Genomic DNA, 25,813 nt, shown 5'->3' on the forward strand with positions numbered 1-25,813 from the left:
CGTTCCTGAACGGATCTTAACGAATGCGGATTTAGAGAAGATGGTGGAAACGAGCGATGAGTGGATCGTCCAGCGAACAGGCATGCGGGAACGCCGGATTGCGGCTCCCGATCAGTACGTGTCCGATCTTGCCATTAAAGCTGTGGAGGATATGGTTGAACGGTATGGCGTTACCGTGCAGGATGCAGATATGATTCTTGTGGCCACGAGCACGCCGGAGTACTCTTTTCCCAGTACCGCTTCCCGAGTGCAATCAAAGCTGGGCATCGCAAGCACGGGTGCGCTGGATCTGAATGCCGCCTGTGCGGGATTCGTATACGCGCTGCAGATGGCTGACGGATTGATATCCGGGGGAGCCTACCGTAAAATTCTGGTTATCGGCGCGGAAACGTTATCGAAGATTACGGATTACACCGACCGAACGACATGCGTATTGTTTGGGGATGGCGCAGGTGCCGTATTGTTGGAGAGAGACGAGTCTTCGGCTGGGATCATCGCTTCCGTCTCGGGCACTTTTGGCGAAGGCGGCATTCATCTGTATAAAACCGCGCTCTCCGAGCAAATGGACGGTACGGAATTAAAGAGCGGATGCCTTGTCCAAAATGGCCGCGAGATTTATAAGTGGGCCATTCGGAACATTCCGGACGGCGTCCGGGCCCTTTTGTCCAAAGGGGGCATGACCGCGGACGAAGTCGATTGGTTTGTTCCGCATAGCGCCAATCTCCGCATGATCGAGGCGATTAACGAGCGGGGGCCGTTTACAATGGACCGCACCTTGACCAGCGTCGAGTACCGGGGGAATACGTCGGCAGCTTCCATTCCGCTTGCGCTTCAGCTGGCCGTCGACGAAGGGCGCCTGAAAGCGGGAGACCACGCACTGCTCTACGGATTCGGCGGAGGTATGACCTACGCGGGTTCCATCGTCAAATGGACGATATGACAAATCTAAGCTATTTAAACCGCTATCGATAATCGATATGCGGTTTTTTAGTGCTGCGATTTTTCGAGATGTACGTGAATCGTAATATATTCAACTCAAATTCGAAAGTTTGCCTCCTCAAAATTTGGCTCCGCTTTCATTAGACTAAAGAAGAAAAATACGTTCCATGGAAGAGGGGTAGAAGAATGAAAAGGTTTAAATCATGGAGCTTGCTGCTCCTGAGTGTCATCATGGTATTCACGCTGGCCGCATGTGGAGGCGGTGGCGGGAACGGAAGCAGTACGGCTGAATCTCCGGGGGGAGGCAGCAGCAATGAAGGGACGGACAATACGAAAGAAGGAACCGAATCCACAGAGAAAATCGAGCTCTCCTTCTGGTCGCTCGGAACGACCAACTATGAAGATCTAGCGAAGGAATATACGAAAGAGCATCCAAACATCACGTTCAAATTCCAGAATACGTCGGACCAAACGGCGCACCACAACAATCTGACGACGGCGTTGTCCGCGGGCTCTGGCGCACCCGACATTTTCCAGCTGGAAATTGCCTTCATGGAGCGCTTCATTAATAACCAGGATAAGTTCTATAACCTGTACGACCTCGGCGCCAAAGACTTAGAGGGCAACTACCTGGAGTGGAAATGGAAGCAGGCCACATCGGTTGACGGCACCTTCCAACTCGGGCTGCCAACAGACATCGGCCCTACGGTCGTCTATTACCGTACGGATCTGGCAGAGCAAGCAGGACTGCCAACCGATCCGGACGGCTTCAGCGCTGCGATCGATTCATGGGACAAATTCGCCAGCGTGGCCAAGGATTTCACAAGCAAAACAGGAAAGCCTTTCGCCGATTTGACGGACCTGGTCTACAACGGGGTGCGTGACCAATCCCCGGATCAAATCTACTTCAACAAAGAGGACGGCTCTTTTATCGGAGATACGAACCCGCAAGTGAGAAAAGCTTACGACTTTACGGTAAAAGGAATTCAGGAAGGCTGGATCGGCAACTGGATTCTATGGTCTCCTGAATGGCAAAAAGCGATCAATGACGGCGACTTCGGCGTCATGCTCGGCCCGGCTTGGATTGCCGGTACCATCCGCAATGCGAAAGACACTTCAGGCAAATGGCAGATTGCCCAGCTTCCTGAAGGAGCAGGCAACTGGGGCGGTTCGTTCCTGACCCTGCCGAAGGAAGGCAAGCATTCGAAGGAAGCTTACGAATTCATCTCGTGGGTGCTGAACAAGGAGAATCAGCTGAAATCGTTTAAGGACAGCGGTTTGTTCCCGTCCATCCCGGCGGTGTACAGCGAGCCTTCGTTCACGGAAGAGAAGGACGAATTCTTCGGCGGCCAGGTCATTTCCGAAGCGTATGCCAAATCGGCGGAACGCATCAAGCCGGTTTACTACGGACCGCTTCATGACCAGACCGACACGATCATCAAAAACGCGCTCAAAAACGTGCTGGAGAAAAAGGCCGACCCGCAAAAAGAATGGGAAAGCGCAATGAAGCAAATCAAGACGCTGGTCGATCGCAGCTAGCTTAAACAGACGGATCATTCCAGCTAGCCCGTTCATATCCAATAACCGTCCGAACCCGAGAAGGGATAAAGCGCCCTTCGCGCGGGTTCGGATTTATCCTTACCTACCTGGAGGTGCATCATGGCTGACACAGCAACGGCAGAATCGCCGCAGCCGGTGCCGCAAAGGCGGCGCTTGTTGACGGAGACCGTGCGAAGCCGGTTTACGGCTTATACGTTTATATCGCCATTCTTTATATTGTTCGCAATCTTCGGTCTGTATCCGATCCTGTTTACCATCTATTTGTCCTTCTTCAAATGGGATGCGCTCGGACCGATGAAATACGTCGGCTTCAAGAATTACGAGCTTATTACAAGCGACCCGACCTTCTGGATCGCATTTAGCAACACGCTCATAATGGCTCTGATGGGAACCGTGCCGCAGCTGATTGTGGCATTATTTGTTGCGGTTATGCTCAACTCGGCCTTGAACAGATTCAAGAACACGTTCCGCATCCTGTATTTCATGCCGAACATCACCTCCATCGTTGCGGTGACGCTGGTGTTCAGTACGATGTTCGGAAACAACGGGATGGTCAACTGGCTGCTGAACACCTTTGGTGCGGAAAGCGTGCCGTTCAACTCCGGCTGGTGGGGAGTCAAAATCGCCATATCGTCCATGGTCATGTGGCGGTGGATGGGCTATAACGCCATTATTTTTCTGTCGGGGCTGCAGAGCATTCCGACCGATATTTATGAAGCGGCCAAAATCGACGGGGCCACCCGAGGCCAGCAACTGCTCTATATCACGCTGCCGCTTCTTCGCCCATTCATTCTGTTCGTCACCTTGGTATCGACGATCGGCGCGCTCCAATTGTTTACGGAGCCTTATGTATTCCTCGGTCAGTCCGGCACGGGTTCTACGCGTCAGGAAGGGGTCACGATGGTCACTTATTTGTATAACGAAGCATTTAAGAACGGATTCTTCGGTACGGCTGCGGCAACGGCGGTTCTCTTGTTCATCGCCACCATTCTGTTCTCGGTATTAAATATGATATTGGGCCGCGAAGGCAAAGATTCGGGAGGTAAAAAAGCATGAGCACAGTCGCCATAAGCCGAAAAAAGCCGGATGAACCCGGTGTTGTCGCGAAATTCTTTTTCTATCTTTTCATGATCCTTGGCGCGCTGGTCTCAGTCTTTCCGTTCTACTGGATGTTCGTCGTGGCCACCAATGACAAGGATGCGGCATTTCACATTCCGCCGCTGCTTACGCCCGGCACGCAGTTTTTCGATAACTTCGCGCGCGTGCTGGAGCGGACGGATTTTTTCAGGGCCTTGATGAACTCGGTGGTGGTGTCTACGGCCGTGACCTTGTCCGTTGTGTTCCTCTGCACGCTGGCGGGTTATGCTTTTGCCAAGTATGAGTTTCCTCTGAAAAAGACGCTGTTTGTTTTTGTCATTGCCACGATGCTGGTGCCTGCCCAGCTGGGCGTGCTTCCACAATACGTCATCATGGCCAAGCTGCACTGGATCGACAGCTACAAAGCGCTGATCGTGCCGGCCATGGTCAATGCCTTCGGCATCTTCTGGATGCGGCAGTACATCGCCTCTGCCGTTCATACCGAGCTGATCGAAGCGGGGCGGATCGACGGCGGCGGGCATTTCCGGATCTTCTGGAACATTGCCATTCCCGTTGTCACCCCGGCGATGGCCACGCTCGGGATTCTGAACTTCATGAACGTGTGGAACGATTTCTTCTGGCCGCTCGTCGTATTGAAAAACAGGGAGAATTACACCATTCAAATTGCGCTGCAGCAATTGTTCACCAATAAGGACGGCCTTGATTTCGGCATGATCATGTCGGCCACCTTCACGGCGACGCTGCCGCTTCTCATCGTATTTCTGTTGTTCAGCCGATGGGTGATCGCCGGATTGACATCAGGCGCCATAAAAAGTTAACAAGCAAGGTGAAGTCGACAAGGAATGCGGCCTGTCATGAAGAATAATAGACATAGTAGAGTGGAGGGAGGAAGGATCCATGAAACTCCGCCGAAAGATATTGCTGGCTATTATTCTTCTGGTCTTCATTCCGGTCATCGCGCTGGGCGGGGTATCCTATTACAGCTTTTCGGAAGCGATGGAGAAGAAGTCGAATGATTTCTACTGGATTTCGCTCCTGGAAACGGATCGGAAACTGAAGTTCGCCTTGAACGAAATCACGACGATTTCGAACTCGGCGATTACCCAGCAATCGGTTCAGCAGATGCTGAAACAGCCGGAATACGCGGTTACCTATGAACGGCGGCAGGAGATCAACAATCTGATCAATCATCCGATGATTGCGTCGTTTGCTTTTTATTCGAATGACCGGTTGATGTATAACACGAATGGCGGAATGGAGCTTCAGGAACTGAAGCAGCAGGCATGGTATGAGGCGGTGGAGAAGGCGGAGGGGCGTCCCGTATGGGTCGGACCCGGCGAGAACGGCTCCGCGGCTGACGGCGCTCCCGTTTTGATTCAATCCAGGGTCATCAAGGACTATTACTCGCTGGAGGATATCGGAACCGTGGTGATCTACGTGAAGCCGGATCTCCTGGATCAGGTGTTCTGGGAGGCGGCAACGCTGAAGCAGGGAGATATTTTGCTGGTCAACCAGCAGGGGCACATCGTGTTCAGCAAGTCAGGCGGGCATATCGGGGAGCGGACGGAATTCCCGTTTCTCTCGGATAGTTATAAGACGAATGGAAAAGGCTACTATATCGATCAATATGCAGGCGAAAAATCGCTGATCACATATTCACCTTCCCATAATAAAGATTGGTTTCTGGTCGCCATCACGCCAAGTAAACTGATTTCGGCCGAATCGGTCCCGATTCGCAACCTGGCCTTGATCCTGGGATTGATCTCGCTCGTGTCGGCGTTCCTGTTCGACCGTTTTTTTGTGCGCAGAATGGTGCGCAGCATCATTAGCGCGGTGAACGGGATGAAGCGCGTCAAGCAGGGCATCTTCGTTCCGATCCCGTCGCATAACGTGGCGGAGGACGAGACGGATTTGTTAATCGACGGCTTTAACCGGATGAGCACCCAGATCCAGGAGCTGATTGGGCAGGTCGAGACGGAGCAAGCACGAAAAAAGGAAGCGGAGCTGCAGGCGCTGGTCGCTCAGATCAATCCGCACTTCATCTATAATTCACTGGAATCGATCAATTCGATGGCCGTGCTTCAGGGCAATAAGGATATCAGCAAGATGGTGGTTTCGCTTGGAAAGCTGCTGCGTATCAGCATCAGCGAGCATCATGAGCTGATCCCCCTCAGCATGGAGCTGGAGCATGTCCAGCATTACATGCGGATACAGAAATTCAGGTTCGAGGAAAAATTCGATTACGGCATTGAGCTTCCGAATGAACTGAGGCACTACGTTACGCAAAAGCTGATCGTTCAGCCGATTGTTGAGAACGCTTTATATCACGGGATCGAGCCGATGGAGGAGAGCGGACTCATCTCCATCAAGGTGTCCGAGAACGGCGAGGATATCGTGATTGACGTGGAGGACAACGGTCCGGGCTTCGATCCGGAAACGCTGATGAAGCTGTGGAATTCGGATCCGGGACAGCTCAAAAAGTACCGCGAGAACGGGGTCGGATTGAAGAATGTCCATGAAAGGCTGCGGATCCGGTTTGGCAGCCGTTACGGCCTGATGATCTGTTCCTCCCCAGGTTACGGCTCCTTGATACGAATTCGAATACCGAAAATACTGACATGACAGGGGGGGCTGCAGGGTGAGATGGTTTTGGAATTGGGGCTGGATCGTCGGATACGCCGCTCTGTTGGCGCTGTCTGTCGTGTGGGTGACGGTACAGAATCAGGGACCGGCCCAGGAGGAACAGCCCGAGAAAATCACGCTAACGTTCCGGCATTTCTGGAACAAAGAGCATGACAAGCCGGTGCTGGCCGTATTCGAGAGCATCGTCCGCACTTATGAGAAAGCGCATCCAAACGTAAAGGTGAACTTCGAGAGCATCGATCAGACGATTCACCGGGAACAAAAGCTGAAGAGCGAGATGGTAACCGGTACGCCGCCGGATATGTTTGTTTTGTTCGGAGGGGCCGAGATCGTGCCTTATGCCAGATCCAACCGGTTGATGGATTTAACGGATTTTTTGCAGGATACCGGATTGAAGGAGCAGTTCAAGGATCTGCACCATTGGACCTTCGAGGACCGGATCTATGGCCTGCCCTTCGAGGGACACGCAGAGCCGATCTATTATAACCGGGCTTTATTCCGGCAGCTGAAGCTGGAACCTCCAAAGACGCTGGGAGAGATGGACGAAGCTATTCGTGTCCTTCGGGAGAACGACATCATCCCCTTTGCGGTCGGCAACGAAGACAGGTGGCCGGCGGGAATTTTTGCCCATTATTTCATGGATCGCTACGCCGGGCCGGAACTGATTGACCGCCTGGTTGAAGGCGATGATCAGGCCAGCTTTGTGCAAGAGTCGTATTTGGAGGCGTTTGAGCACTTGGAGCTGTGGATCGAAGAAGGGGCGTTCAGTCCGAACGCAAACGATCTTTCCACGGAAGAAGCGATTGCCCAGTTCACGGAAGGAAAAGCGGCGATGTATATGAACGGCAGCTGGGATATCACGCTGCTGCAGAATGAGGATTACCCGGATTTTCAGAATGAGATCGGCGTCATTCCCTTTCCGTCGCTTTTTCCCGGCGAAGAACGCTCCTTGGCAGGGGGATATACGATCGGCATCGGGCTGTCATCGGACTTGGATGAAACGAAAAAGCAATCGGCTCTGGAGCTGCTGGGCATGTTCTATACCCCGGAGGTGCAGACTCGGCTGGTGTATGAAGGGCTGCGCGTCCCTTCGATGAAGATTGACTATGATTCGAAGAAAACCGGGCCGGTTTTTGCCCAAGTCACGGAATTGATGGAGGAATCCGCGAGCACCTTTCTGCCTTACGACAACACGTTATCACCCGAGGTGAACAGTTCGTTCCTTAAGGTGATCGAGGATATGATTGGAGGACGGATCGATGCTGCCGGCGCATTGGAGCAAATTCAGAAGTCCTCGGTCCTGTATTGGAAGCTTAGGCGGAATACGGCAGCAGAGTAAACAGGAGACAGGGGGGAACGTCATGGGCGGATCGGAAGGCAAATTCAGAGTCATGCTGGTCGATGATGAGCCGATCATTCTGCGCAGCCTGAAGGCGGCTATTCCATGGGATGAGCTCGATCTGGAGGTCGTTGGGGAGGCCAAGAGCGGAGACGGCGCATTGAAGCTGGCGCGCGAAGCGTCGCCGCATATCATTATCAGCGATATTCGGATGCCGGGGATGGACGGCATTACGCTCATGAAGGAACTGAAGGCGGATCAGGCAAGACGAATCATTATTTTCATCAGCGGGTACGGCGAATTCGAATACGCGAGGGAAGCGCTGCGCGAAGGGGCTTTCGATTATTTGCTGAAGCCGATCGACCACGATGAACTGACCGAAACGATTGCCAGGGCGGCCAGAACCCTGGAGAAGCAGATTGCGGATGACCAGATGCTCCACTCGATCAAGGTTCTGTCGCTGCTGGCCCGGGAGCGGATGCTGACCGAATTCATCGAAGGGAACCGTAGTCCCCTGCAGCACATGCAGTGGCTGGAGGACAGCGAGCTGGAGCATGGATACACGATGGCCGTCATTCAATTGGATCAATATTTGCGGCTTAACGAGCTGTGGAGCATGGACGAGAAGCGCCTATGGCTGTTTGCCGTACGGAACGTCCTCGAGGAGTGGTCCTTGCAGCATGGCGGGCTGACGGTATTTCCTTTCCGCAGCGGGGAATGGGTGCTGCTGTTTCCGAACCTGACGAAGGAGCGGCAGGAGGATATCGGCCGGGATCTGGTGCAATTGATCAAGCGGAACACGAAGCTGTCCTGCTCGGTCGGCTTCAGTCCCAGCATGGCCGGCATCGACCGCTTGGGAACGGCTTACGAGACGGCCGTGCGCGCATTGTACCAGCGGTTTTATTCCGGGGAAGAGGGCGTGTTTCTCGGGGCGCCCGATTCGGTGCTGGAAACGGCCAGCGAAGCGAAGTATCCGAAGCATCTCGAGTCGCTCATGGTGGAAAGCATCCGCACGCTTCATAAGGAGCGGCTTTTGGAGCTTTTTGACGAAACCAAGGCTTATATCGAGGAGCATGCGTTCAGCAGGGAGATGACCGAGCGGGTGCTGCTGGAGATGAGCGTCGTGCTGTATCGGCAGTTTGAGCATATGAAGGTGCTGTTTGAGTGGTCGCTGGAGGAACTGCTGCAGGAGCTTCATGCATCCGGCACGCTTCAGCAGCTGATGGACGTCATCAAGAGCCACTTTAGCAAGTGGATTGCCGAAAGCCGGTCCGGGCAGGCCAAAGACAATGTTCAAGCCGTGATGGGCAAAGCCAAGGAGTATATCGCGGAGAATTACCAGAAGGATCTGACCATCGAAGAGGTTTCGGAGCTGGCGGATTTGAGCATCAGTCATTTCTGCACGCTGTTTAAGGGAACGACGGGCTATACGTTTCTGGAGTACCTGACGGAGTGCCGGATCGAGAAGGCCAAGAGCATTCTGCTGAATACGGACGTGAAGGTGTACCAGGTAGCGCCGCTGGTAGGATATCAGGATCCGCGATATTTCACCCAGGTATTTAAGAAAATCACGGGGAAAACGCCATCGGAGTATCGGGAAGAGGCGGTCTCCAAGACATAGAATGAACCTTGATCCCATGATATCGAAATCGGATATTTTGCGGATAGGGTTTAACATAGGAGGGAATGAATAACAGATCCATTTTTCCGGTTCGATCGGGGAAAAGGAGTTCTGTTATTTTTATATTAAATATCTTAATATTAAGACTTGACGATTTAAGGTTTAAATACTAAACTGAGATTAAGCAAACGTAAAGAAGGCAGCGAAGAACGAAGCTGCTCCCGAATCAGACGGCAAATATGAATATTGAAGATGGTTAACATGCTATTAATAACGAAAAAAACGATAAATGGAGGTTGAAGTCATGAAGTTTAAAGGAATTCATCACGTATCCGCGTTAACGGCTGCAGCTTCGCGGAACTTCGAATTTTATACAAAGGTTCTGGGCATGCGATTGGTCAAGAAAACGGTGAACCAGGACGATGTGTCGGTGTACCATCTGTTTTACGGCGATGAAAAAGGAAATCCCGGCACGGAGCTTACCTTCTTCGAAATTCCGATGGCCGGCCGGACCCGTGAGGGAAACAACAGCATTTCGGCGACATCCCTGCGCGTGCCGAACGACCGCGCCTTGGAATATTGGACCCGGCGGCTGGACGAGCACGGCGTAGAACGCGAGGAGATCAAGGAACGTGCGGGCCGATTGACCCTTCTCTTCAGGGATTTCGAGGGCCAGCGCATCATTCTCGTTTCGGATGAACATAACGAGGGAGTTCCAGGCGGCGTTCCATGGGAAAAGGGGCCGGTTCCGGCGGAATACGCCATCATCGGTTTAGGCCCGGTGCAGCTGACCGTGCCTAATCCCGTGCAGACCGTGAAGGTATTGACGGAGCTGATGGGCTTCCGCTACAAAGGGCACTATGCTTCGCCAGTAGACGGGCAGCCCGATATCCTGGTCTTTGAGACGGGAGAAGGCGGTACGGGAGCGGAAGTGCATGTGGAGGAACGAACGGATCTTCCGCAGGAGCGGCTTGGCCGCGGCGGCGTTCATCACGTTGCATTCCGCGTCGAGGACGAGGAAGAGCTTCGGTCCTGGATTGACCGGATCGGCGATGTGGGCTTTTCGAATTCGGGATTTGTCGATCGCTTCTACTTCCGTTCCTTGTATTTCCGGGAGCCTAACGGTATTTTGTTCGAGGTAGCTACCGATGGTCCGGGCTTTGACACGGATGAGCATATCGACCATCTCGGCGAGTCCCTTGCGCTGCCGCCGTTTCTGGAGCCGAAGCGGGAACAGATCGAAGCCAACCTGAAGCCTCTCCATACGATTCAATGAAGATGGCGCACATCGCGCACGCAATACACACGACACCGGGTAATCCTCTGTTTTTGGGGCGATTGCCCGGTGTTTTAATTTGATCTATTCATATAGCCGCGATATGGCATTTGCCGCCATGCTGACATGCTCCCTAAGCTCTTGGGGAGCCATCACCTCGATTTCCGCCCCGCAGCTTAGAAGAAATGCCGAAGCCGATTCCAGGGTGTTGAACTCCAAATCGGCCGTTATCCACCCGTCGTGCTGGTTATCCATATCGCATCGGAGTATTTTTACGTACCGCTCCCGCTCAAAGCGTTTGATCAGATGGACGGTCATGCGAACCTGTGCGGGATACTGCGGGAGATTTTGCATGAACCGTGCCAGCGACTCCTCCCAATACTCGGCTAGATTAAAACCGGCCGGACGCTGGAATGTATCCTCGGACATGACGGCATCCACGATTCTCGATACGCGATAGGTTCGCAGCTCGCCTTGGGATTCGGCCACCACATACCAGGTACTCCGTTTGGCAACCAGCCCGAGCGGATGAATCCTTCTTTCGACTCGTTCCTCTCCTTTCATGTATTGGATATCCATGATGCGATCCAACCACAGCGCCTCCTGCAAAACCGTAAGATACGGATGCGATTCGCGGTAGGAGTGCCAGCCTGCGCCATCGATATGGATCTTCTCCCGAATGATTTCGGCATCCTGCCGAATGGAGCGTGGGGAGGAAGCCAATAATTTTTGATAGGCAGCATCAAATTGTTTACGGATCCCCAAATCCCCGATCAGCGGGCTGTGGCTGGATACCAGCAGGGAGATGAGCTCGTCCGGCGTCATGCCGGTCAGGTTCGTTCGATAGCTCTCCTCCAGCACCCACCCGCCCTGGGATCCTCTTTCCGCATACACGGGGATGCCCGCCGAGCTCAAGCTTTCCATATCGCGTATAATCGTGCGCTCCGATACCTCAAGCTGCTCCGCCAGATAACGGGTGTTCTTCTTCCCCCCGTTCTGAAGCATCAGCATAATGGACAATAGACGATCCGCCCTCAAGTTATGTCACCTCTCTGTATCTATAGAAGTTAATTGTATTGTAGCATGGATATAAGACAACGGATGTCATATATGTCTGATACGATGAAGGCGTTGAGATACTTCAGTATATAGTTGGAGGTAGCGCTATGAATAAGAATGATCCTAAGCCATTGCAAGGAAAAATCGCCGTCGTGGCCGGAGCGACCCGGGGAGCAGGCCGCGCCATTGCGGTGATGCTGGGTGCCGCGGGGGCAACGGTGTATTGCACGGGACGGAGCGTACGCGGCCAAGCGTCGGATATCAAGCGTACGGAGACGATTGACGACACGGTGGAGATGGTGACGGACCGGGGCGGCACCGGCATTGCCGTGCAATGCGACCATACCGTGGAAGAGCAAGTGAAAGCGTTGTTTGAACGCATTCGTGAAGAGCAGCAAGGCCGGCTGGACATCCTCGTCAATGATATATGGGGCGGCGAGAACCTGACGCATTGGAATATTCCGTTCTGGGAGCAATTTCTGTCCGATGGACTGCTGATGCAGGAGCGGGCAGTGACAACGCACATGATCACCAGTTATTACGGCGTTCCGCTGATGGTGGAGAACGGCGGCGGATTGGTCATTGAGGTCACGGACGGCTCGACGTACCGGTATCGCGGGAATTTGTATTACAGCCTGGCAAAAATTTCGGCGATTCATCTGGCGGCAGCCATGGCGGAAGAGCTGCGTCCCTATCAGGTAACCGCACTATCCGTGACGCCGGGATTTCTGCGCTCGGAGCAAATGCTGGATCACTTCGGCGTTACGGAAGAAAATTGGCGGGATGCCACGGCACAAGAACCGCATTTCATCGAATCGGAGACCCCATATTTTCTTGGGCAGGCGGTTGCGGCGCTGGCAGCCGATCCGGATGTAGCCGACAAGAGCGGGAAGGCGCTGACCAGCTGGGACTTATCGGATGAATACGGGTTTAGCGACATTGACGGGCGTAAGCCGCATTGGGGCAATTACGCGAAGAAGCAGGGACTTCCCATTACTTAAACATGTAAAACAGGGTGACCTATGCCATGATGGCGAATAGGTCACCCTCTTTGGTTACGGAAATTGTCCGTTGCACTTGCGAATACCGCTGTAAGTACGTCTAAACCATGTCATAGCGGAACATCGCAGAAACTACGCATCAACGTTCAATTTCAAGTGGTTATGAGCGGCCGCGTCTCATCGAACCCATGATCAGGCTGACGATAAAGACCAGGATGACGGCACCGATCAATGCAGGCAGGATGTAGAATCCACCCATTTCCGGTCCCCAGGATCCAAGCAGAAGTCCGCCCAGCCAAGCACCGACGAAACCAGCAATGATGTTACCGATGATACCGCCGGGGATGTCTCTGCCCATAATCAAACCAGCAATCCATCCAATGATACCGCCAACGATTAATGACCAAAGAAAACTCATGTTAATCACCTCGTATAAGTTATAGTTGTTTGTGCCTTACTATTAACCAAAGACGTGACTTTTAAACCGGGTTGACCAGCAACTTGGATAAAATCATTATTTTCCAATGCAATGATATGCCTCTTCGTTCTTTGATAAATGCGATTTTTTTGATTATGCTTGAAGAGAGTGGTTAGGTTGAGAAAATAAAGGAGCTGGCATGGAACTCATGATAGAAAAATGGACAGAAGAATATACAATTCAATCCGTTGACGCAGACTTTAAGGGAGACTGCCGATGGTCTTCGCTGCTCAGTATTTTGCAGAGAGCGGCTGACCGGCATATTGAGGCGCTGGGGATCAGCCGCGAGGAAATGATCGAGCGTGGCATGGGCTGGATGCTGATTACGCTGGAGCTTGAGATGCGGCGGATGCCAAGGGATATGGAAAACGTATATGTGGACACCTGGAGCCGCGGGTCCAAAGGGGCGCTGTGGCATCGGGATTATCGGATCAAGAACGGCGATGGGGAATTGCTGGGCGAGGGCCGCTCGGTATGGGCGCTGGTGGACATTCATAAAAGGAAAATTCTGCGTCCGTCCATGTTTCCGTACGAGGTGCCGATCGGTCAGGAAACGGTTGGAGAGCTGCCAAGCAAAGCCGTATTGCCGGAAGGGGTACAGCTTGATGATGCGTATACGTATTCGGTCCGGTATAGTGGAATCGATACGAACGGCCATTTGAATAACGCCCGGTATGCGGATCTGTGCTTTGACGTGCTGGATGAGCAGGAACTTCGGGAAGGGCTAGTGACCGGCTTCAAGATTACATACCATAACGAGGCCAGACTGAAGGATACGATGCTGATCAAGCGTTCGGCCGAGGAGAACAATCGGGTGTACGTGCAGGGCACATCGCCGGACGGAACCAACTTTTTTGAAGCGGCTATCGTTAGGGAATCATAAACCATCAGGTTGTTCTTTCGGAGGGGAAAGAGCGGCCTGACGCTTCATGGAGGGTGAACGGATGTACAAAATCATGATCGTTGAGGATGACCCCAAGCTGGCGGGGCTGCTGCAATCGCATATCGAACGGTACGGAAATGAAGGAAACATCGTCGAGGATTTCGATCATGTGCTGGAGCAGTTCCATGAGATGAAGCCGCATCTCGTTCTGCTCGACGTGAACCTGCCAAGCTTTGACGGATATTATTGGTGCCGCCAGATCCGGTCGGTATCGACCTGCCCGATTATTTTCATCTCGGCCCGTAACGGGACGCCGGATCAGCTCCGGGCCTTGGAGAACGGCGCGGATGATTATATCACCAAGCCGTTTGCTTACGATATCGTCATCGCCAAAATCCACAGCCAGCTGCGCCGCGTATACGGCGACTATGCGGCAGCATCCGCCGAGCGTACGGTGGAGAAGGACGGGCTTGTCCTCTATCCCGAACGGATGGAGCTGACTCTTCACGATCAGACATCCGTGCTCACGAAAAAAGAAACGGTCCTTCTGGAAACGCTGCTGAGCCGGAGCCCCCGGCTTGTGACGCGCGAGACGATTCTGGAGAAGCTGTGGGACGATACGTTCGTGGACGATAATACGCTCAGCGTGAATATTAACCGGGTGAGGAAACGGTTAGGGGAGTTAGGGATTGAGAATGCGCTGGAAACGATTCGCGGTTCGGGGTACAGGCTGCATACCGTATGGAAGAGGTAGGCAATGAAGAAGCTGTTTTGGCGTGAGCATTTGCCCCTCATTCTGTTTGTAACCGCGGCCTTGTCCGTGGTGCTGCTCGTATTCTGGTATGACGGCTATGATCATCCGGTGACAGCGGCTTATGCCGTTTTCCTCGGTCTGACCATTCTTGGCGGGTACTTGGCATTCCGGTATTTCACGCACCGGGATTTCTATGAACGGCTGTCGCAGCCCATCAGGTCGTTGGAGGAATCGATCAAGCATAACGAGTCGGCCCCGCTGCCTACGGCCCTTAGCGAGCTTATGGAAGAGCAGTACCGTCAATACCGCACGGTCATGGAAGAGTGGGAGCGCCGGCGGAAAGAGCATATGATCTTCATGAATCAGTGGGTGCATCAGATGAAAACGCCGCTGTCCGTCATTGAGATGATCACGCAGGAGGATGATAACGACGCCTTCAAGAGTTTATCCGAGGAATCCGACCGGATTCGGCGCGGGCTGGAGATGGTGCTCTACATGTCCAGGCTCGAAACCTTCGAGCAGGATTTCAGCGTGGAGCCCGTGAAGCTTCATCAGGCGGCAGTCGAGGCGGTGCACGAGAACAAGCGTTATTTTATTCACAGTCATGTGTATCCGGAGGTCCGGATCGATTCGGATCTCACCGTTCAGACGGATGCCAAATGGCTTCGGTTCATCATGCTGCAGCTGCTGTCCAACGCCATTAAATATTCTGCCGGAACCGGGCTTAAGGTGACGATCCAGGCCCGCCGGACGGAGGACCACCGCCATGTGGTGCTGGAGATCACGGACCGGGGAATGGGCATACCGCCATCCGACTTGAAGCGGGTGTTCGACCCGTTCTATACCGGGGAAAACGGCCGCAAGCTGAAGGAATCCACCGGCATGGGCTTGTATCTCGTCAAAGAAGTGGTCCATAAAATGAACCACCAAATCGAGCTGGAATCCGAGCCGGGAAGAGGAACGACCGTGAGGCTGATTTTCTCGGGGTGAGGCGCGGGCATGGTGTGTTTTTAAGCTGGCGGATGCTCATGATTTCAAGTAGTTGCTGGCCGTTTAAGTTCAGGATACCGGATGGGTTTAGGCCCGAGTGGGGGCAGTCAGACTATATCTAAGTTATCCCTTAGCTTATAGAGTGGTACAGTAAGTCACTTAAATACGTTACCGAAAGCACCTTATCTAGGGTAATTGATGGATGTCGAAACCATCATGAAGCCCTGAGGTAAGGTTTTTCTTTTGTTTTAAGTAGGTATTGGCACGCATCAGCGAAAGAGGACGAAACGATTCCGAAGAAGCGAAGCGGTCGCCTTTGCACCCGAATTTTCACCTCGGTGTAATCGTTCAGAAAATTTGGGGGCAACAGCGATCGTAGGAACGTTACGTACTCGAAGCGCCTTTAGAATCGCAAACAGTGACGTACTCGAAGCGGCCTCTAGAATTGCAACAGTGACGTACACGGAGCACCTCTGGAATCGCAACCGTTACGCACTCGAAGCGCCCTTTAGATTGCGACCGTGACGTACCCTGAGCCGGTCTACGCATGAATCTTACACCGATGTAAGGTTGGCGAAAGAGTGATCGATAGGAGATGGCCCGCCCGATGCTATACACTAACCTTACAGGAACGAAATAACGAAAGTGAGGTTTACAACAAGATGGAAATACTAAACGTGCGCAATCTGGGCAAAGTCTATAAGGCTGCAGTGTCCCACGAGGCGCTTTCCAATATCAATCTGAGCATCAACCAAGGGGAATTCGTCGGCATCATGGGCCCCTCCGGCAGCGGAAAAACGACGCTGCTCAACATGATCTCCACCATCGACCGACCTACGTCCGGGGAGATCACCATCGGCGGGGAGGATCCGTTCCGATTATCCCAGGATAAACTCGCCATGTTCCGCCGGCGTGAGCTGGGATTTGTCTTTCAGTCCTTCAACCTGCTGAATACGCTGACGGTGAAGGAGAATATCCTGCTCCCCCTGGCGCTGGACGGCGTGGATCTGGATGAGATGAACCGCCGGGTCGGCATTTTGGCCGATAAACTGGGCATCACATCGATACTGGACAAGCGGACTTATGAAATATCGGGGGGACAGGCGCAGCGGACGGCGATAGCGCGGGCCATGATCCACGTACCGAAGCTGGTTCTGGCCGATGAGCCGACAGGCAACCTGGACTCCAAGTCGGCCCGCGACGTCATGGAAATGATGGACCGGAGAAACAAGGAAGACCAAGTGACCATGCTGCTGGTCACCCATGACCCGGTGGCAGCAAGCTACTGCAATCGGGTGGTGTTTATCAAGGACGGGCAGTTGTACAACGAAATCACGTACGGCGACAGCCAATCGGCCTTTTATCAAAAAATCATCAACGTGTTATCGCTGCTGGGAGGTTCGGGACATGAATTTTCGCCAGTTCGCCATTAACAATGTCCTGCGCAGCAAGCGCACGTATATTGCCCATTTCCTGAGCAGTGCCTTCTCCGTCATGATTTTCTTTACCTACGGGCTGCTGTCGTTTCACCCACAGCTGAAGGACGGCCTGGTCTCCTCCAGCGGTACCATGTCCATGCTGGGTACGATGGGCATGACGGTATCCCAGTACATCGTGTTCGTTTTTTCATTTTTCTTTCTGCTGTATTCGGTGGGGGCTTTCATCAAGGTTCGGAAAAAGGAGTTCGGCATTCTGCTGATCCTCGGCATGTCCCGCAAGCAATTGAACCGGATGCTGTTCATCGAGAATATCCTGATTGGCGCTGCAGCGATCGTAGTCGGCATCGGAACGGGATTGCTGTTCTCCAAGCTGATTCTGCTAATCAGCGCCAAGCTGCTGGCCGTGGATAAGGGACTTCCGTTTTATTTTCCGCTTGAATCGCTGATCGTTACGGCTGCGGCTTATGCCGTATTGTTCCTGCTGATTGCGTTGTTCTCCTCGTTCATGCTGCGGAAGGGCACGCTGCTCGCCCTGGTGAAAGCAGAGGAAAGCCCGAAGCCGCAGCCGAAAGCATCGCCTTGGCTGGCCGTGCTGGCTGTCCTGCTGATCGGAACCGGTTACGGCATGGTCATGGTTTTTGCCATTCTCCAAATCTTCAATCTGTTCCTGCTGCTTGGCGGCGTTATATTCGTCATTATCGGCACGTATTTTCTCTTCACTCAGTTCAGCGTGTTTTTTATGCGGTATCTGCAGAAGAAAGAGCGGTTCTTCTTTCGCCGAACCAACCTGCTGACGATCTCGGAGCTGCTGTACAGAATCAAAGACAATGCGGTGATGTTCTTCCTCGTATCGGTCATCTCGGCATCCGCCTTTACCGGGATCGGCACCACGCTTGCAATCGGGGATCCCGGCCTGTCGGCCATGGAGAATCCTTATGCCTATACGTACACTATGAATGATGAGAACGCTGATAAAGGGAATCGTCATCTTGATATGATCAGGGAGGAGCTCAAGAAGGGCGGATTTCAGTACAAGGAGGCGGAGGTTACTCCGATATTTTCGGATAACGGGATCAATCTGATTAAGCTCAGCGAATATAACAGTCTTATTCAGTCGATGGGTTACCCGTCAGAAACATTGGGCGACCTGGAAGGCATCCTGACCCCTGGGACCGTCACGGAGAAGAACAGCTACCGAATCGATGGTCCTGGTAATGATCAATTCGACGTGATAAACGGGAAAACATCGGAAATCGTCAAGGTGCTCAAAGCCGAAACGTTCATTGCGGTGCCCGCGACCTACGGCGATACGCTGGTCGTATCCGACCGCCTGTACAAGGATGTGCTCCAGGCACAAGAGGATCAGGAATTCGGTTATGCGGCATTCCATACGTTTTACGTGCAGGATTGGAAGAATACGGGGGATGTGTCCAGATCGATTCAGGAACGTCTTAAAGAGCCGGAAGACTACAGCTATTATCTCAAGTCATTGTACTTGGATTGGAAAAGCGCCCAGCAGCAGAACGGCATTCTGCTTATGGTTAGCGGCCTGGTCGGCATCGTGTTCTTTACCTTCGCGGCAAGCTTTGTATATTTCCGGCTGTACGCGGATCTTGCCCGGGACGAACAGCAGTATCGCATGATTGCCAAGGTGGGACTCAGCAAAAAAGAGCTTGGCACCATCATTACCAAGCAGCTTGTCATTATGTTCTTTTTGCCGATGTTAATCGCACTCATCCATAGCGGCGTTGCCTTTGTTGCGCTTCAGCAGCTGGTAGACTTCTCGATCGTAGGGCATAGTTTGAAGATCTTCATCTTCTTCCTGAGCATCCAGATCATGTATTTCTTTATTACTCGCTGGCGTTATCTGGAGCGTCTCAACAAAATCATTCAGTAAAAACCGCCATTTCTTCGTTGAAAAGGGCCAAAACGGGTATGTTATTACAAGAAGCACTCAACAACGAGAAATGGGGGCGATTCCATAATGAATGATCACAGCATGTTAAAGACGGGTGCCGTAGAGACCGAAGAGGTTACGACCGATATTCTTTCCTTGCGTACCGTCATGGTGAACGTCCAAATGATCGGTACGCCGGGAACCGGTGACTGGGTGCTGATTGATACGGGACTCGGAAATTTCGAAGGCTCCATTGCGGAAGAAGCGGAGAACCGATTCGGCAAGCCGCCAGTGGCCATCGTGCTGACGCATGGCCATTTCGACCATGTGGGCAATGTGAAGGAATTGGCCGATCGCTGGAACGTTCCCGTCTACGCACACCCGAGCGAACTGCCGTTTCTTACGGGACAAGAAGACTATCCTCCGGGGGATCCGAGCGTAGGCGGGGGATTGATGGCCCGCGTTGCTCCCATGTATCCGAACAAAGCCATCGATCTGGGATCGAGGATACGACCGCTGCCGGAGGACGGAAGCGTACCCGGTCTTCCCGAATTCAAATGGCTACCGACGCCGGGGCATAGCCCCGGACATGTTTCCCTGTTCCGCGAACGGGATCGGGTCCTCGTAGCGGGAGACGCGGTCATTACGGTGAAGCAGGAGTCGGCGCTTGCCGTCATCGGGCAGGAGAAGGAGCTTCACGGTCCGCCGATGTATTTTACTCCGGATTGGGATCTGGCGCGTGAATCGGTTCGCCGCCTGGCAAGCCTGAATCCCGAAATTCTGGTCACGGGGCACGGCGTCTCCATGCGCGGTGAAGAGCTAACGACTTCGCTTGCGCGGTTGGCCCGAGACTTTGACCGTTTGGCCGTTCCCGAGCAAGGTCGGTATGTGGATAAGGATGCGGATGGAAAGTGAATCGAGGGCAGCATTTAATTTTCATGGCATGAACGATTTATAGGCTAAACGAGACACCGTGAGGTTAACGACCTTGCGGTGTCTTTTCATATGTTGAAGATTCAATATGGAAAGAATGAACGGAACTGTGCGAAAATGTAGGTGATCGCGGCACCCGCTTTTTTCAAAAAAAATAATAAAGTGCGTGAACCTGGGTGCGCTCTCAGGCATCTAACTTATGTAAGGCCCGAGGAAGCGCCACAAAGGAGGTCTCATAACGTGAACAAAAACAAGAAATCCGATATAGAGTGCGATGTTCGGCTTGCCCAGCAGGGGGACCCGGAAGCTTTCAGCAGGCTGGTCCTTGCTAACGAGCGTAATTTGTACGGTTTGGCCCGTCTATATCTGAAGCGGGAAGAGGACTGCGCGGATGCCGTACAGGAAACGATCGTAAAATCCTTCGCAGCTATGCCTTCCTTGAAAGAGCCTGCTTTTTTCAAAACATGGCTGAGCCGCATTCTCATTCATGAATGCCTGCAATTGCTGCGCTCCCAGCAGCGGCAGCGTACCGTTGCGCCTGTCGATGAGGTTGCCGATGCAATGCCGTATGAAGCGATCGAGCTTAAGGAGGCCGTAGCACATCTGGAAGACGATTTACGCAGGGTCATTCAGCTTCACTATTACAGGGATATGCCGATCAGAGCTATCGCCGAAATCGCAGGAATACCGGAAGGAACGGTGAAATCCCGTCTGCACCGGGCGCGCGCCATATTGGCGGAAAGACTGGAATCCTCCACGGAAAGGAACGTGAGCCATCACCCGATAGTTTGTAAGGAGTCGAGTCTGAATGACTTTGCTCCTATATATAATGCGATTCCGGCGGGAAGGCTTGCCGACTTCAACAAGATGCAAGGATCATGGGGGGCAGCCGCTTAATGGGAAAGAATCCGAATGTCAGATGGATGGACGAATCCGATCTTGAGCCATGCTCCGAGCTGATGCTCAAGGTCTTTAACGGCGAACCCTGGTTCGACCAGTGGGACTCTGTGCTGCATGTACAGCAATACCTTAAGGAATTTATGGACAATCCGGTGTTCCTGGGATTCGTTATCGAACAGGAGGGCAGCATCCTGGGAGCCTCCTTTGGCCATACAAAGAGCTGGTACAGCGGCAAGGAGTACCATATCCAGGAATATTTCATCGATACCGGTTTGCAGCGCAGCGGTCTAGGCTCGGCGCTCATGAATGGAATGAAGGCCTACTTACATTCGATGAACATTCGTTGCATGGTACTGCTAACGGGAAAGGGGCTTCCGGCCGAAGATTTTTATCGGAAGCATGGTTTTGAAGTGAAGCAGGACATTATTTTTATGTCCAACAAGTTTTAAGCGGTTTGATAATTCGATTGAAATAGGGGAGTTGTCTTGATGTCGGTGCGTGTTCTTAACTAACCAAATTTTATAGGACTCTGGCAAGCGCTTTGCGAAAAAACCTTACTGATGCGAGGTTTATTTGCGATGGCTCGAAGGCTGGAGTCCACCTGGTTAAGAACACAACAGCCATCCATAATCATATTGACTGTACATAGCCGTACCCTGGGTACGGCTTCCCGCTCAAGGGGCAGAAGGTGGACGATGGTTCATGGACTTCTGTCCCTTTTTCATGTCGGTTTATCAGCACGCAGGGGGTCGTGTGTGTTCTTTTCCAGGGGAAGTGCAACCCATACTCAGGAAGAGAGCGTGATTTCACATGATCCATTATATAGAAGAGGTAAAAAAGAAGGTTTCCCTGCAGGAAGGTACCCAGGTGATCGAACAGCTGCTGACAGCAAGTTATATGCGCCCGGGCATATCCACCAAGGAGCTGGCACGCCATACCTGTCTGCCGCTTCCGGTCGCTGCCGCGATCAAGAAGGAGTTCATCAAAGCCGGAGCACTCGTTCAAGAGCGGGGAGTGCGCTGCACCTCTGCCGGAAAGCTCTATGTCGAACAACAGCTGGGATACGGCGGCATCGATATCGATCTGTATCATACGCTGCTGGCCGGCGAAGCGGATTGGCGGACGGAGCTTTCCGATGTGCTGGCGAGACTCACGGAGATTCTGGACCAGCGCCCGCAGGTCGATGTTCAAATCGACCAATCCCAATGCACAGTCGAGACGAGTCTCCGGAGGGCGATTCTGTGCCTGAGGGAGCACAGCCTGATCGGGAAAAACATCCTGTGCATGGGTGACGACGATCTCGTGAGCATTTCGCTTGGCCTGCTGCTGAAACGGCTCTTCCCGAACGCCAAGGGGCAGAGAGCGGGCCTCACCGTGATGGATATCGATGAACGCTTCCTGCGGTTTATCGGTGACGTGGCTGCAAGGGAAGATGTATCGGTTACATGCAGGCATGTCGACCTCAGACGGCCTCTGCCCCAGGAATGGAAAGGGCAATACGATTGCTTTTTCACTGATCCGCCGTATACGCTCCAAGGCTTGACCTTGTTCTTGTCCCGTGGCCTCAGCGCGTTGAAGCCCGATAAGGGCTGCCCCATCTTTCTCTCGTTTGCGCATAAATCACCCGACTTCACATGGTCCATGCAGCGCGAATTCGTCCGCATGGGGTTGTCGGTCAGACAGGTGCGGCTTCATTTCAATCAATATATCGGAGCGCAGATGATCGGCAATAGCGGCCAAATGATCGTGCTGACAACGACGGAATATACGGATCCGCCGATTAAGGGTTCTTTTGAGGATGAGCTTTATACAGGCGAGGTTCGGCGGACGGTCCGAACCTACCGATGCACCCAATGCCAGAGCGAGCTGCAGGTAGGCGTGCAGGGCGATTTTACCACGATCGAGGATTTGAAGAAGCAGGGCTGTCCGGCATGTGCCCATCATGCATTCACCCTGCTGGCGAAGAAAATGATCTGATTCGTTTTTGTGGAATCAATCGCTGGGAGGTTATAATAGGGGAACAGAGGAAGGGGAGGGCTATGAAAGTATTAGTATTGGCTGAGAAGCCGTCCGTTGCGAAGGAAATTGCGAGAGTGATGGGCAGCCGCGAGAAGCAGAAGAATTATTTTGAAGGACCGAAATATATTGTGACCTGGGCGCTTGGACATTTGGTGGGGCTTGCCGAACCCGAGGACTATGATAAGAAGTATCAGACCTGGGCGCTGGAGGATCTGCCGATCCTGCCGGACAACACGAGGCTTAAGGTGTTGAAGGAAACAAGCCACCAGTTCAAGACGGTGCAGCATCTGATGAAGCGTTCGGACGTCGGGGAGATGATTATTGCCACCGATGCCGCCCGCGAAGGGGAACTGCTTGCACGCTGGATCCTGAAAATGGCGAAGTGGAACAAGCCGTTCAAACGGTTATGGATTTCTTCCCAGACGGATAAGGCAATCAAGGAAGGTTTCACATCCCTCAAGCCGGGGCAGCAGTTCGACCGGTTGTACGAGTCCGCACGCTGCCGGGCGGAAGCGGATTGGATGGTTGGACTGAACGTGACGCGCGCGCTGACGACCAAATTCAATGCGCAGCTGTCCGCAGGCCGGGTTCAGACGCCGACGCTCGGAATGATCATGGACCGCGAGAAGGAGATCGTGAATTTCCGCTCCCAGGAATACGAGACGCTGCAGGCCGATCTCGGAAGCTTTGAGGTTTCGTGGCGTCCGGCCGGCGGAGACGGCCGTTTATTCGAGAAGGACAAGGCCGCCAAGCTGAAGCAGAAGCTGGAAGGCAGCACGGGAAAAATCGTGAGCGTGAAAAAGAGCGAGAAAACCGAACCGCATCCGCTGGCATACGATTTGACCGAGCTGCAGCGGGATGCCAACCGCCGATTCGGGTTCTCGGCCAAGCAGACCTCGAATGTGCTGCAGCGCCTGTACGAGCAGCATAAGCTGGTCACCTATCCGCGCACGGACAGCCGTTACCTGACATCCGATATGGTCGGGACGTTGAAGGAAAGGCTGTCGAGCATTGCGATCGGACCGTATGCGTCCATTGCGCGCCCGCTGCTTCGCAAGAATTTGTCGCCAGGCAAACGGGTCGTGGACGACAGCAAGGTTACGGATCACCATGCCATCATACCTACCGAACAGACCGTGCTGCTGAATCAGCTGTCGGTCGATGAACGCAAGCTGTACGATCTCATCGTGCGCCGGTTCATCAGCTTGTTCTATCCTCCTGCCCGTTACGATAACGTATCGGTGACCGTGCAGATTGAAGGCGAACAGCTCTATGCGAAAGGGACAACGATCAAGGACAGCGGATGGCGCGAGGTGTATGGTGGCGACTATGAGGATGACACGGACGACGAGAGTGACGATGGTCAAGGCCCATCTTCTTCGGGCAAGCTCCTGCCGGAGCTGAAAGAAGGAGAATCGGTGAAGGTGGTCCGCTGCGTGCTGAAGCCGGGACGGACCCAGCCGCCGAAGCGGTATAACGAGGCGGCGCTGCTCTCCCAGATGGAGAAGCACGGCCTTGGAACCCCGGCAACCCGGGCCGACATCATCGAGAAGCTGGTCAGCTCCGACACGATCGAACGGCAGGGGCAAACCCTCCATCCGACAGGCAAAGGCAAGCAGCTGATCGAGCTGGTTGCTCCGGAGCTCCGGACGCCGGAGCTTACGGCGCGGTGGGAAGCCGAGCTCGAGCGGATCGCGAAGGGGCAGGGCAAGCCGGAACCGTTCCTGCGCGGCATACGGGATATGACCAAGAAGCTGGTCACGGACGTGAAGGGAAGCGAAGCGGAATACAAGCCGCATAATGTTTCGAACAGCCACTGTCCGGATTGCGGCACACGGCTGCTCGAGAAGAAGACCAAGCGCGGCAAGCTGCTTGTCTGCCCGAGTGACGATTGCGGGTACAAGCGCTCAGGCGAGAAACGCCTGTCCAACCGCCGTTGTCCGCAGTGCCATAAGAAGATGGAGATGAAGGAAGGCAAGGCGGGGCTGTTCGTGCAGTGCCTTGGCTGCGGCATTACGGAAACGCTGAAGAAGGACGCCAAGCACGTGAACAAACGCGAGGAGCGGAAGCTCGTGCAGCAGTACAGCAAGCAGGAGTCGATCGGTTCCAACCTGGGCGATCTGTTGAAGGCAGCGCTTGAGCAGAAAGGGAAGGAATAGTCTCTCGAGCGTTAATCTCATAGGGCTAAGATGGATTGCGTTTTTCTTGCCGTTGTTAGCATAACCTCGGGTGCAATGGCCCATTCTACGGACAGGGGGTGATTTGCATGCCGAACCATAAAGCGAGAAAGACCGAAAACCAGCAGAACAAATCAAGCATTCTGGAGGAGAGCAAAACCCTCAAGCCGAAAAAGGCTGCAGACTATGTTCCGAGCCTGAACGAAATATCCAAGAACGAATCTTGATGGCTCGTGGCGGTTAAGAAATGTTTGGGTTGTCATTATGCCGGGCACGGGCCGGTCGGATCTTACAACCGCCGGCCGGTGTCCTCGTAATGGCATCAGGGACAGCGCTTGGCGTCATGCCCCTAAGGCATGGCCGGGCATTGTCTTCATCAGCCTGCGGTTTTATAATAGCGGTAGAACGTATAGCTAATGGCTGATTGGCAAGATCGATCAGTTGAAATGGGGGTGCGTGAACCAACGTGAGACCTGCACTGATCGTTTGGTTTATTTTTATCAACGCGGTAGCCTATCTGGTCATGTCCGAGGATAAACGGCGTGCCCGGCTGGGGCGGGATCGCGTTCCGGAGAGGACGCTTTTTCTGTTGGCCGCCATAGGCGGGGCTTTGGGCGTATGGATCGCGATGTACCGCAAGCGTCATAAGACGAGGCATTTATCATTTAAAGTCGGAGTACCGCTGCTGCTAGTCGTAAACGTTGCATTGTATACGTATTTCTGGGGTTAGCTTGTTTGTTGCCATGATTTACATAGGGGTGTCGCCGACAGTTAGTCGGCAAGCTCGTTTCATACCGGTATGAAGCT

At 53.3% G+C, this 25,813-nt stretch carries 23 protein-coding genes (1 of these 23 cut by a window edge); 21 read left to right on the forward strand and 2 right to left on the reverse strand.

Annotated features, from left to right (window positions below; all coding sequences use genetic code 11):
* The 8 genes from AC3RCL_RS04495 to AC3RCL_RS04530 all read left to right on the forward strand — a co-directional run.
* Nucleotides 1–940: the 3' portion of a ketoacyl-ACP synthase III gene (locus AC3RCL_RS04495; protein WP_176502472.1), read on the forward strand. It extends 41 nt beyond the left edge of the window; the window shows 940 of its 981 coding nt (coding positions 42–981); its start codon lies beyond the left edge, outside the window; the stop codon is at nt 938–940.
* Between the two features lie 185 nt (nt 941–1,125).
* On the forward strand, nt 1,126–2,478 hold the full coding sequence (locus tag AC3RCL_RS04500) for an ABC transporter substrate-binding protein (protein WP_012819067.1): 1,353 nt from the start codon (nt 1,126–1,128) through the stop codon (nt 2,476–2,478).
* A 120-nt stretch (nt 2,479–2,598) separates the two neighbouring features.
* Nucleotides 2,599–3,555, forward strand: coding sequence for a carbohydrate ABC transporter permease (locus AC3RCL_RS04505; protein ID WP_009592284.1), 957 nt, complete (start codon nt 2,599–2,601; stop codon nt 3,553–3,555).
* Nucleotides 3,552–4,415: a carbohydrate ABC transporter permease gene (locus AC3RCL_RS04510; RefSeq protein WP_012819069.1), complete on the forward strand. Its 864-nt coding sequence runs from the start codon at nt 3,552–3,554 to the stop codon at nt 4,413–4,415. The genes AC3RCL_RS04505 and AC3RCL_RS04510 overlap by 4 nt, the downstream gene beginning before the upstream one ends.
* 79 nt (nt 4,416–4,494) lie before the next feature.
* Nucleotides 4,495–6,219: a cache domain-containing sensor histidine kinase gene (locus AC3RCL_RS04515; protein ID WP_492534645.1), complete on the forward strand. Its 1,725-nt coding sequence runs from the start codon at nt 4,495–4,497 to the stop codon at nt 6,217–6,219.
* Nucleotides 6,220–6,235: 16 nt separating this feature from the next.
* A complete protein-coding gene (locus tag AC3RCL_RS04520) occupies nt 6,236–7,579 on the forward strand; it encodes an ABC transporter substrate-binding protein (protein ID WP_492534646.1) in 1,344 nt (447 codons plus the stop codon).
* Nucleotides 7,580–7,601: 22 nt separating this feature from the next.
* Nucleotides 7,602–9,200 carry a response regulator transcription factor gene (locus tag AC3RCL_RS04525; RefSeq protein WP_492534647.1) on the forward strand — a complete coding sequence of 533 codons (1,599 nt, stop codon included), beginning with the start codon at nt 7,602–7,604 and terminating at the stop codon, nt 9,198–9,200.
* A 304-nt stretch (nt 9,201–9,504) separates the two neighbouring features.
* Nucleotides 9,505–10,476 carry a ring-cleaving dioxygenase gene (locus AC3RCL_RS04530; protein WP_012819073.1) on the forward strand — a complete coding sequence of 324 codons (972 nt, stop codon included), beginning with the start codon at nt 9,505–9,507 and terminating at the stop codon, nt 10,474–10,476.
* An 84-nt stretch (nt 10,477–10,560) separates the two neighbouring features.
* Here AC3RCL_RS04530 and AC3RCL_RS04535 read toward each other — a convergent pair whose 3' ends face one another.
* Nucleotides 10,561–11,514: a helix-turn-helix transcriptional regulator gene (locus AC3RCL_RS04535; protein ID WP_012819074.1), complete on the reverse strand. Its 954-nt coding sequence runs from the start codon at nt 11,512–11,514 to the stop codon at nt 10,561–10,563.
* A 128-nt stretch (nt 11,515–11,642) separates the two neighbouring features.
* On the opposite strand from AC3RCL_RS04535, the gene AC3RCL_RS04540 reads away from it, so the two are divergent.
* Nucleotides 11,643–12,536 (forward strand): SDR family oxidoreductase, encoded by an 894-nt coding sequence (locus AC3RCL_RS04540; protein WP_492534648.1) that lies wholly within the window; start codon nt 11,643–11,645, stop codon nt 12,534–12,536.
* Nucleotides 12,537–12,696: 160 nt separating this feature from the next.
* On the opposite strand, the gene AC3RCL_RS04545 is transcribed toward AC3RCL_RS04540, so the two are convergent.
* Nucleotides 12,697–12,954 (reverse strand): GlsB/YeaQ/YmgE family stress response membrane protein, encoded by a 258-nt coding sequence (locus AC3RCL_RS04545; protein ID WP_009592319.1) that lies wholly within the window; start codon nt 12,952–12,954, stop codon nt 12,697–12,699.
* Nucleotides 12,955–13,162: 208 nt separating this feature from the next.
* Between AC3RCL_RS04545 and AC3RCL_RS04550 the strand changes: the two genes are divergently transcribed.
* The 12 genes from AC3RCL_RS04550 (at nt 13,163) to AC3RCL_RS04605 (ending at nt 25,736) form a co-directional block, all read left to right on the forward strand.
* Nucleotides 13,163–13,897 carry an acyl-[acyl-carrier-protein] thioesterase gene (locus tag AC3RCL_RS04550; protein ID WP_353057782.1) on the forward strand — a complete coding sequence of 245 codons (735 nt, stop codon included), beginning with the start codon at nt 13,163–13,165 and terminating at the stop codon, nt 13,895–13,897.
* A gap of 61 nt (nt 13,898–13,958) precedes the next feature.
* Nucleotides 13,959–14,651, forward strand: a complete 693-nt coding sequence (locus tag AC3RCL_RS04555; protein WP_096774954.1) for a response regulator transcription factor — start codon at nt 13,959–13,961, stop codon at nt 14,649–14,651.
* Nucleotides 14,652–14,654: 3 nt separating this feature from the next.
* Nucleotides 14,655–15,641, forward strand: coding sequence for a sensor histidine kinase (locus tag AC3RCL_RS04560; RefSeq protein WP_492534649.1), 987 nt, complete (start codon nt 14,655–14,657; stop codon nt 15,639–15,641).
* A 662-nt stretch (nt 15,642–16,303) separates the two neighbouring features.
* A complete protein-coding gene (locus AC3RCL_RS04565; protein WP_012819079.1) occupies nt 16,304–17,074 on the forward strand; it encodes an ABC transporter ATP-binding protein in 771 nt (256 codons plus the stop codon).
* Nucleotides 17,049–18,977 carry an FtsX-like permease family protein gene (locus AC3RCL_RS04570; protein ID WP_096774956.1) on the forward strand — a complete coding sequence of 643 codons (1,929 nt, stop codon included), beginning with the start codon at nt 17,049–17,051 and terminating at the stop codon, nt 18,975–18,977. Before AC3RCL_RS04565 ends, AC3RCL_RS04570 begins: the two co-directional genes overlap by 26 nt.
* A gap of 87 nt (nt 18,978–19,064) precedes the next feature.
* A complete protein-coding gene (locus AC3RCL_RS04575; protein ID WP_096774957.1) occupies nt 19,065–19,892 on the forward strand; it encodes an MBL fold metallo-hydrolase in 828 nt (275 codons plus the stop codon).
* A 258-nt stretch (nt 19,893–20,150) separates the two neighbouring features.
* Complete coding sequence (locus AC3RCL_RS04580; protein ID WP_492534650.1) at nt 20,151–20,807, forward strand: sigma-70 family RNA polymerase sigma factor; 657 nt, start codon at nt 20,151–20,153, stop codon at nt 20,805–20,807.
* Nucleotides 20,807–21,259 (forward strand): GNAT family N-acetyltransferase, encoded by a 453-nt coding sequence (locus AC3RCL_RS04585; protein WP_228468791.1) that lies wholly within the window; start codon nt 20,807–20,809, stop codon nt 21,257–21,259. Before AC3RCL_RS04580 ends, AC3RCL_RS04585 begins: the two co-directional genes overlap by 1 nt.
* Nucleotides 21,260–21,620: 361 nt before the next feature.
* Nucleotides 21,621–22,787, forward strand: coding sequence for a bis-aminopropyl spermidine synthase family protein (locus AC3RCL_RS04590; RefSeq protein ID WP_492534651.1), 1,167 nt, complete (start codon nt 21,621–21,623; stop codon nt 22,785–22,787).
* 62 nt (nt 22,788–22,849) lie between these two features.
* Complete coding sequence (locus AC3RCL_RS04595; RefSeq protein ID WP_492534652.1) at nt 22,850–24,988, forward strand: DNA topoisomerase III; 2,139 nt, start codon at nt 22,850–22,852, stop codon at nt 24,986–24,988.
* Between the two features lie 107 nt (nt 24,989–25,095).
* On the forward strand, nt 25,096–25,233 hold the full coding sequence (locus AC3RCL_RS04600; RefSeq protein WP_012819087.1) for a hypothetical protein: 138 nt from the start codon (nt 25,096–25,098) through the stop codon (nt 25,231–25,233).
* A 239-nt stretch (nt 25,234–25,472) separates the two neighbouring features.
* Nucleotides 25,473–25,736 carry a DUF1294 domain-containing protein gene (locus AC3RCL_RS04605; RefSeq protein WP_012819088.1) on the forward strand — a complete coding sequence of 88 codons (264 nt, stop codon included), beginning with the start codon at nt 25,473–25,475 and terminating at the stop codon, nt 25,734–25,736.
* Nucleotides 25,737–25,813: the final 77 nt, after the last annotated feature.

It is taken from the genome of Paenibacillus sp. MT86 (assembly GCF_058792535.1).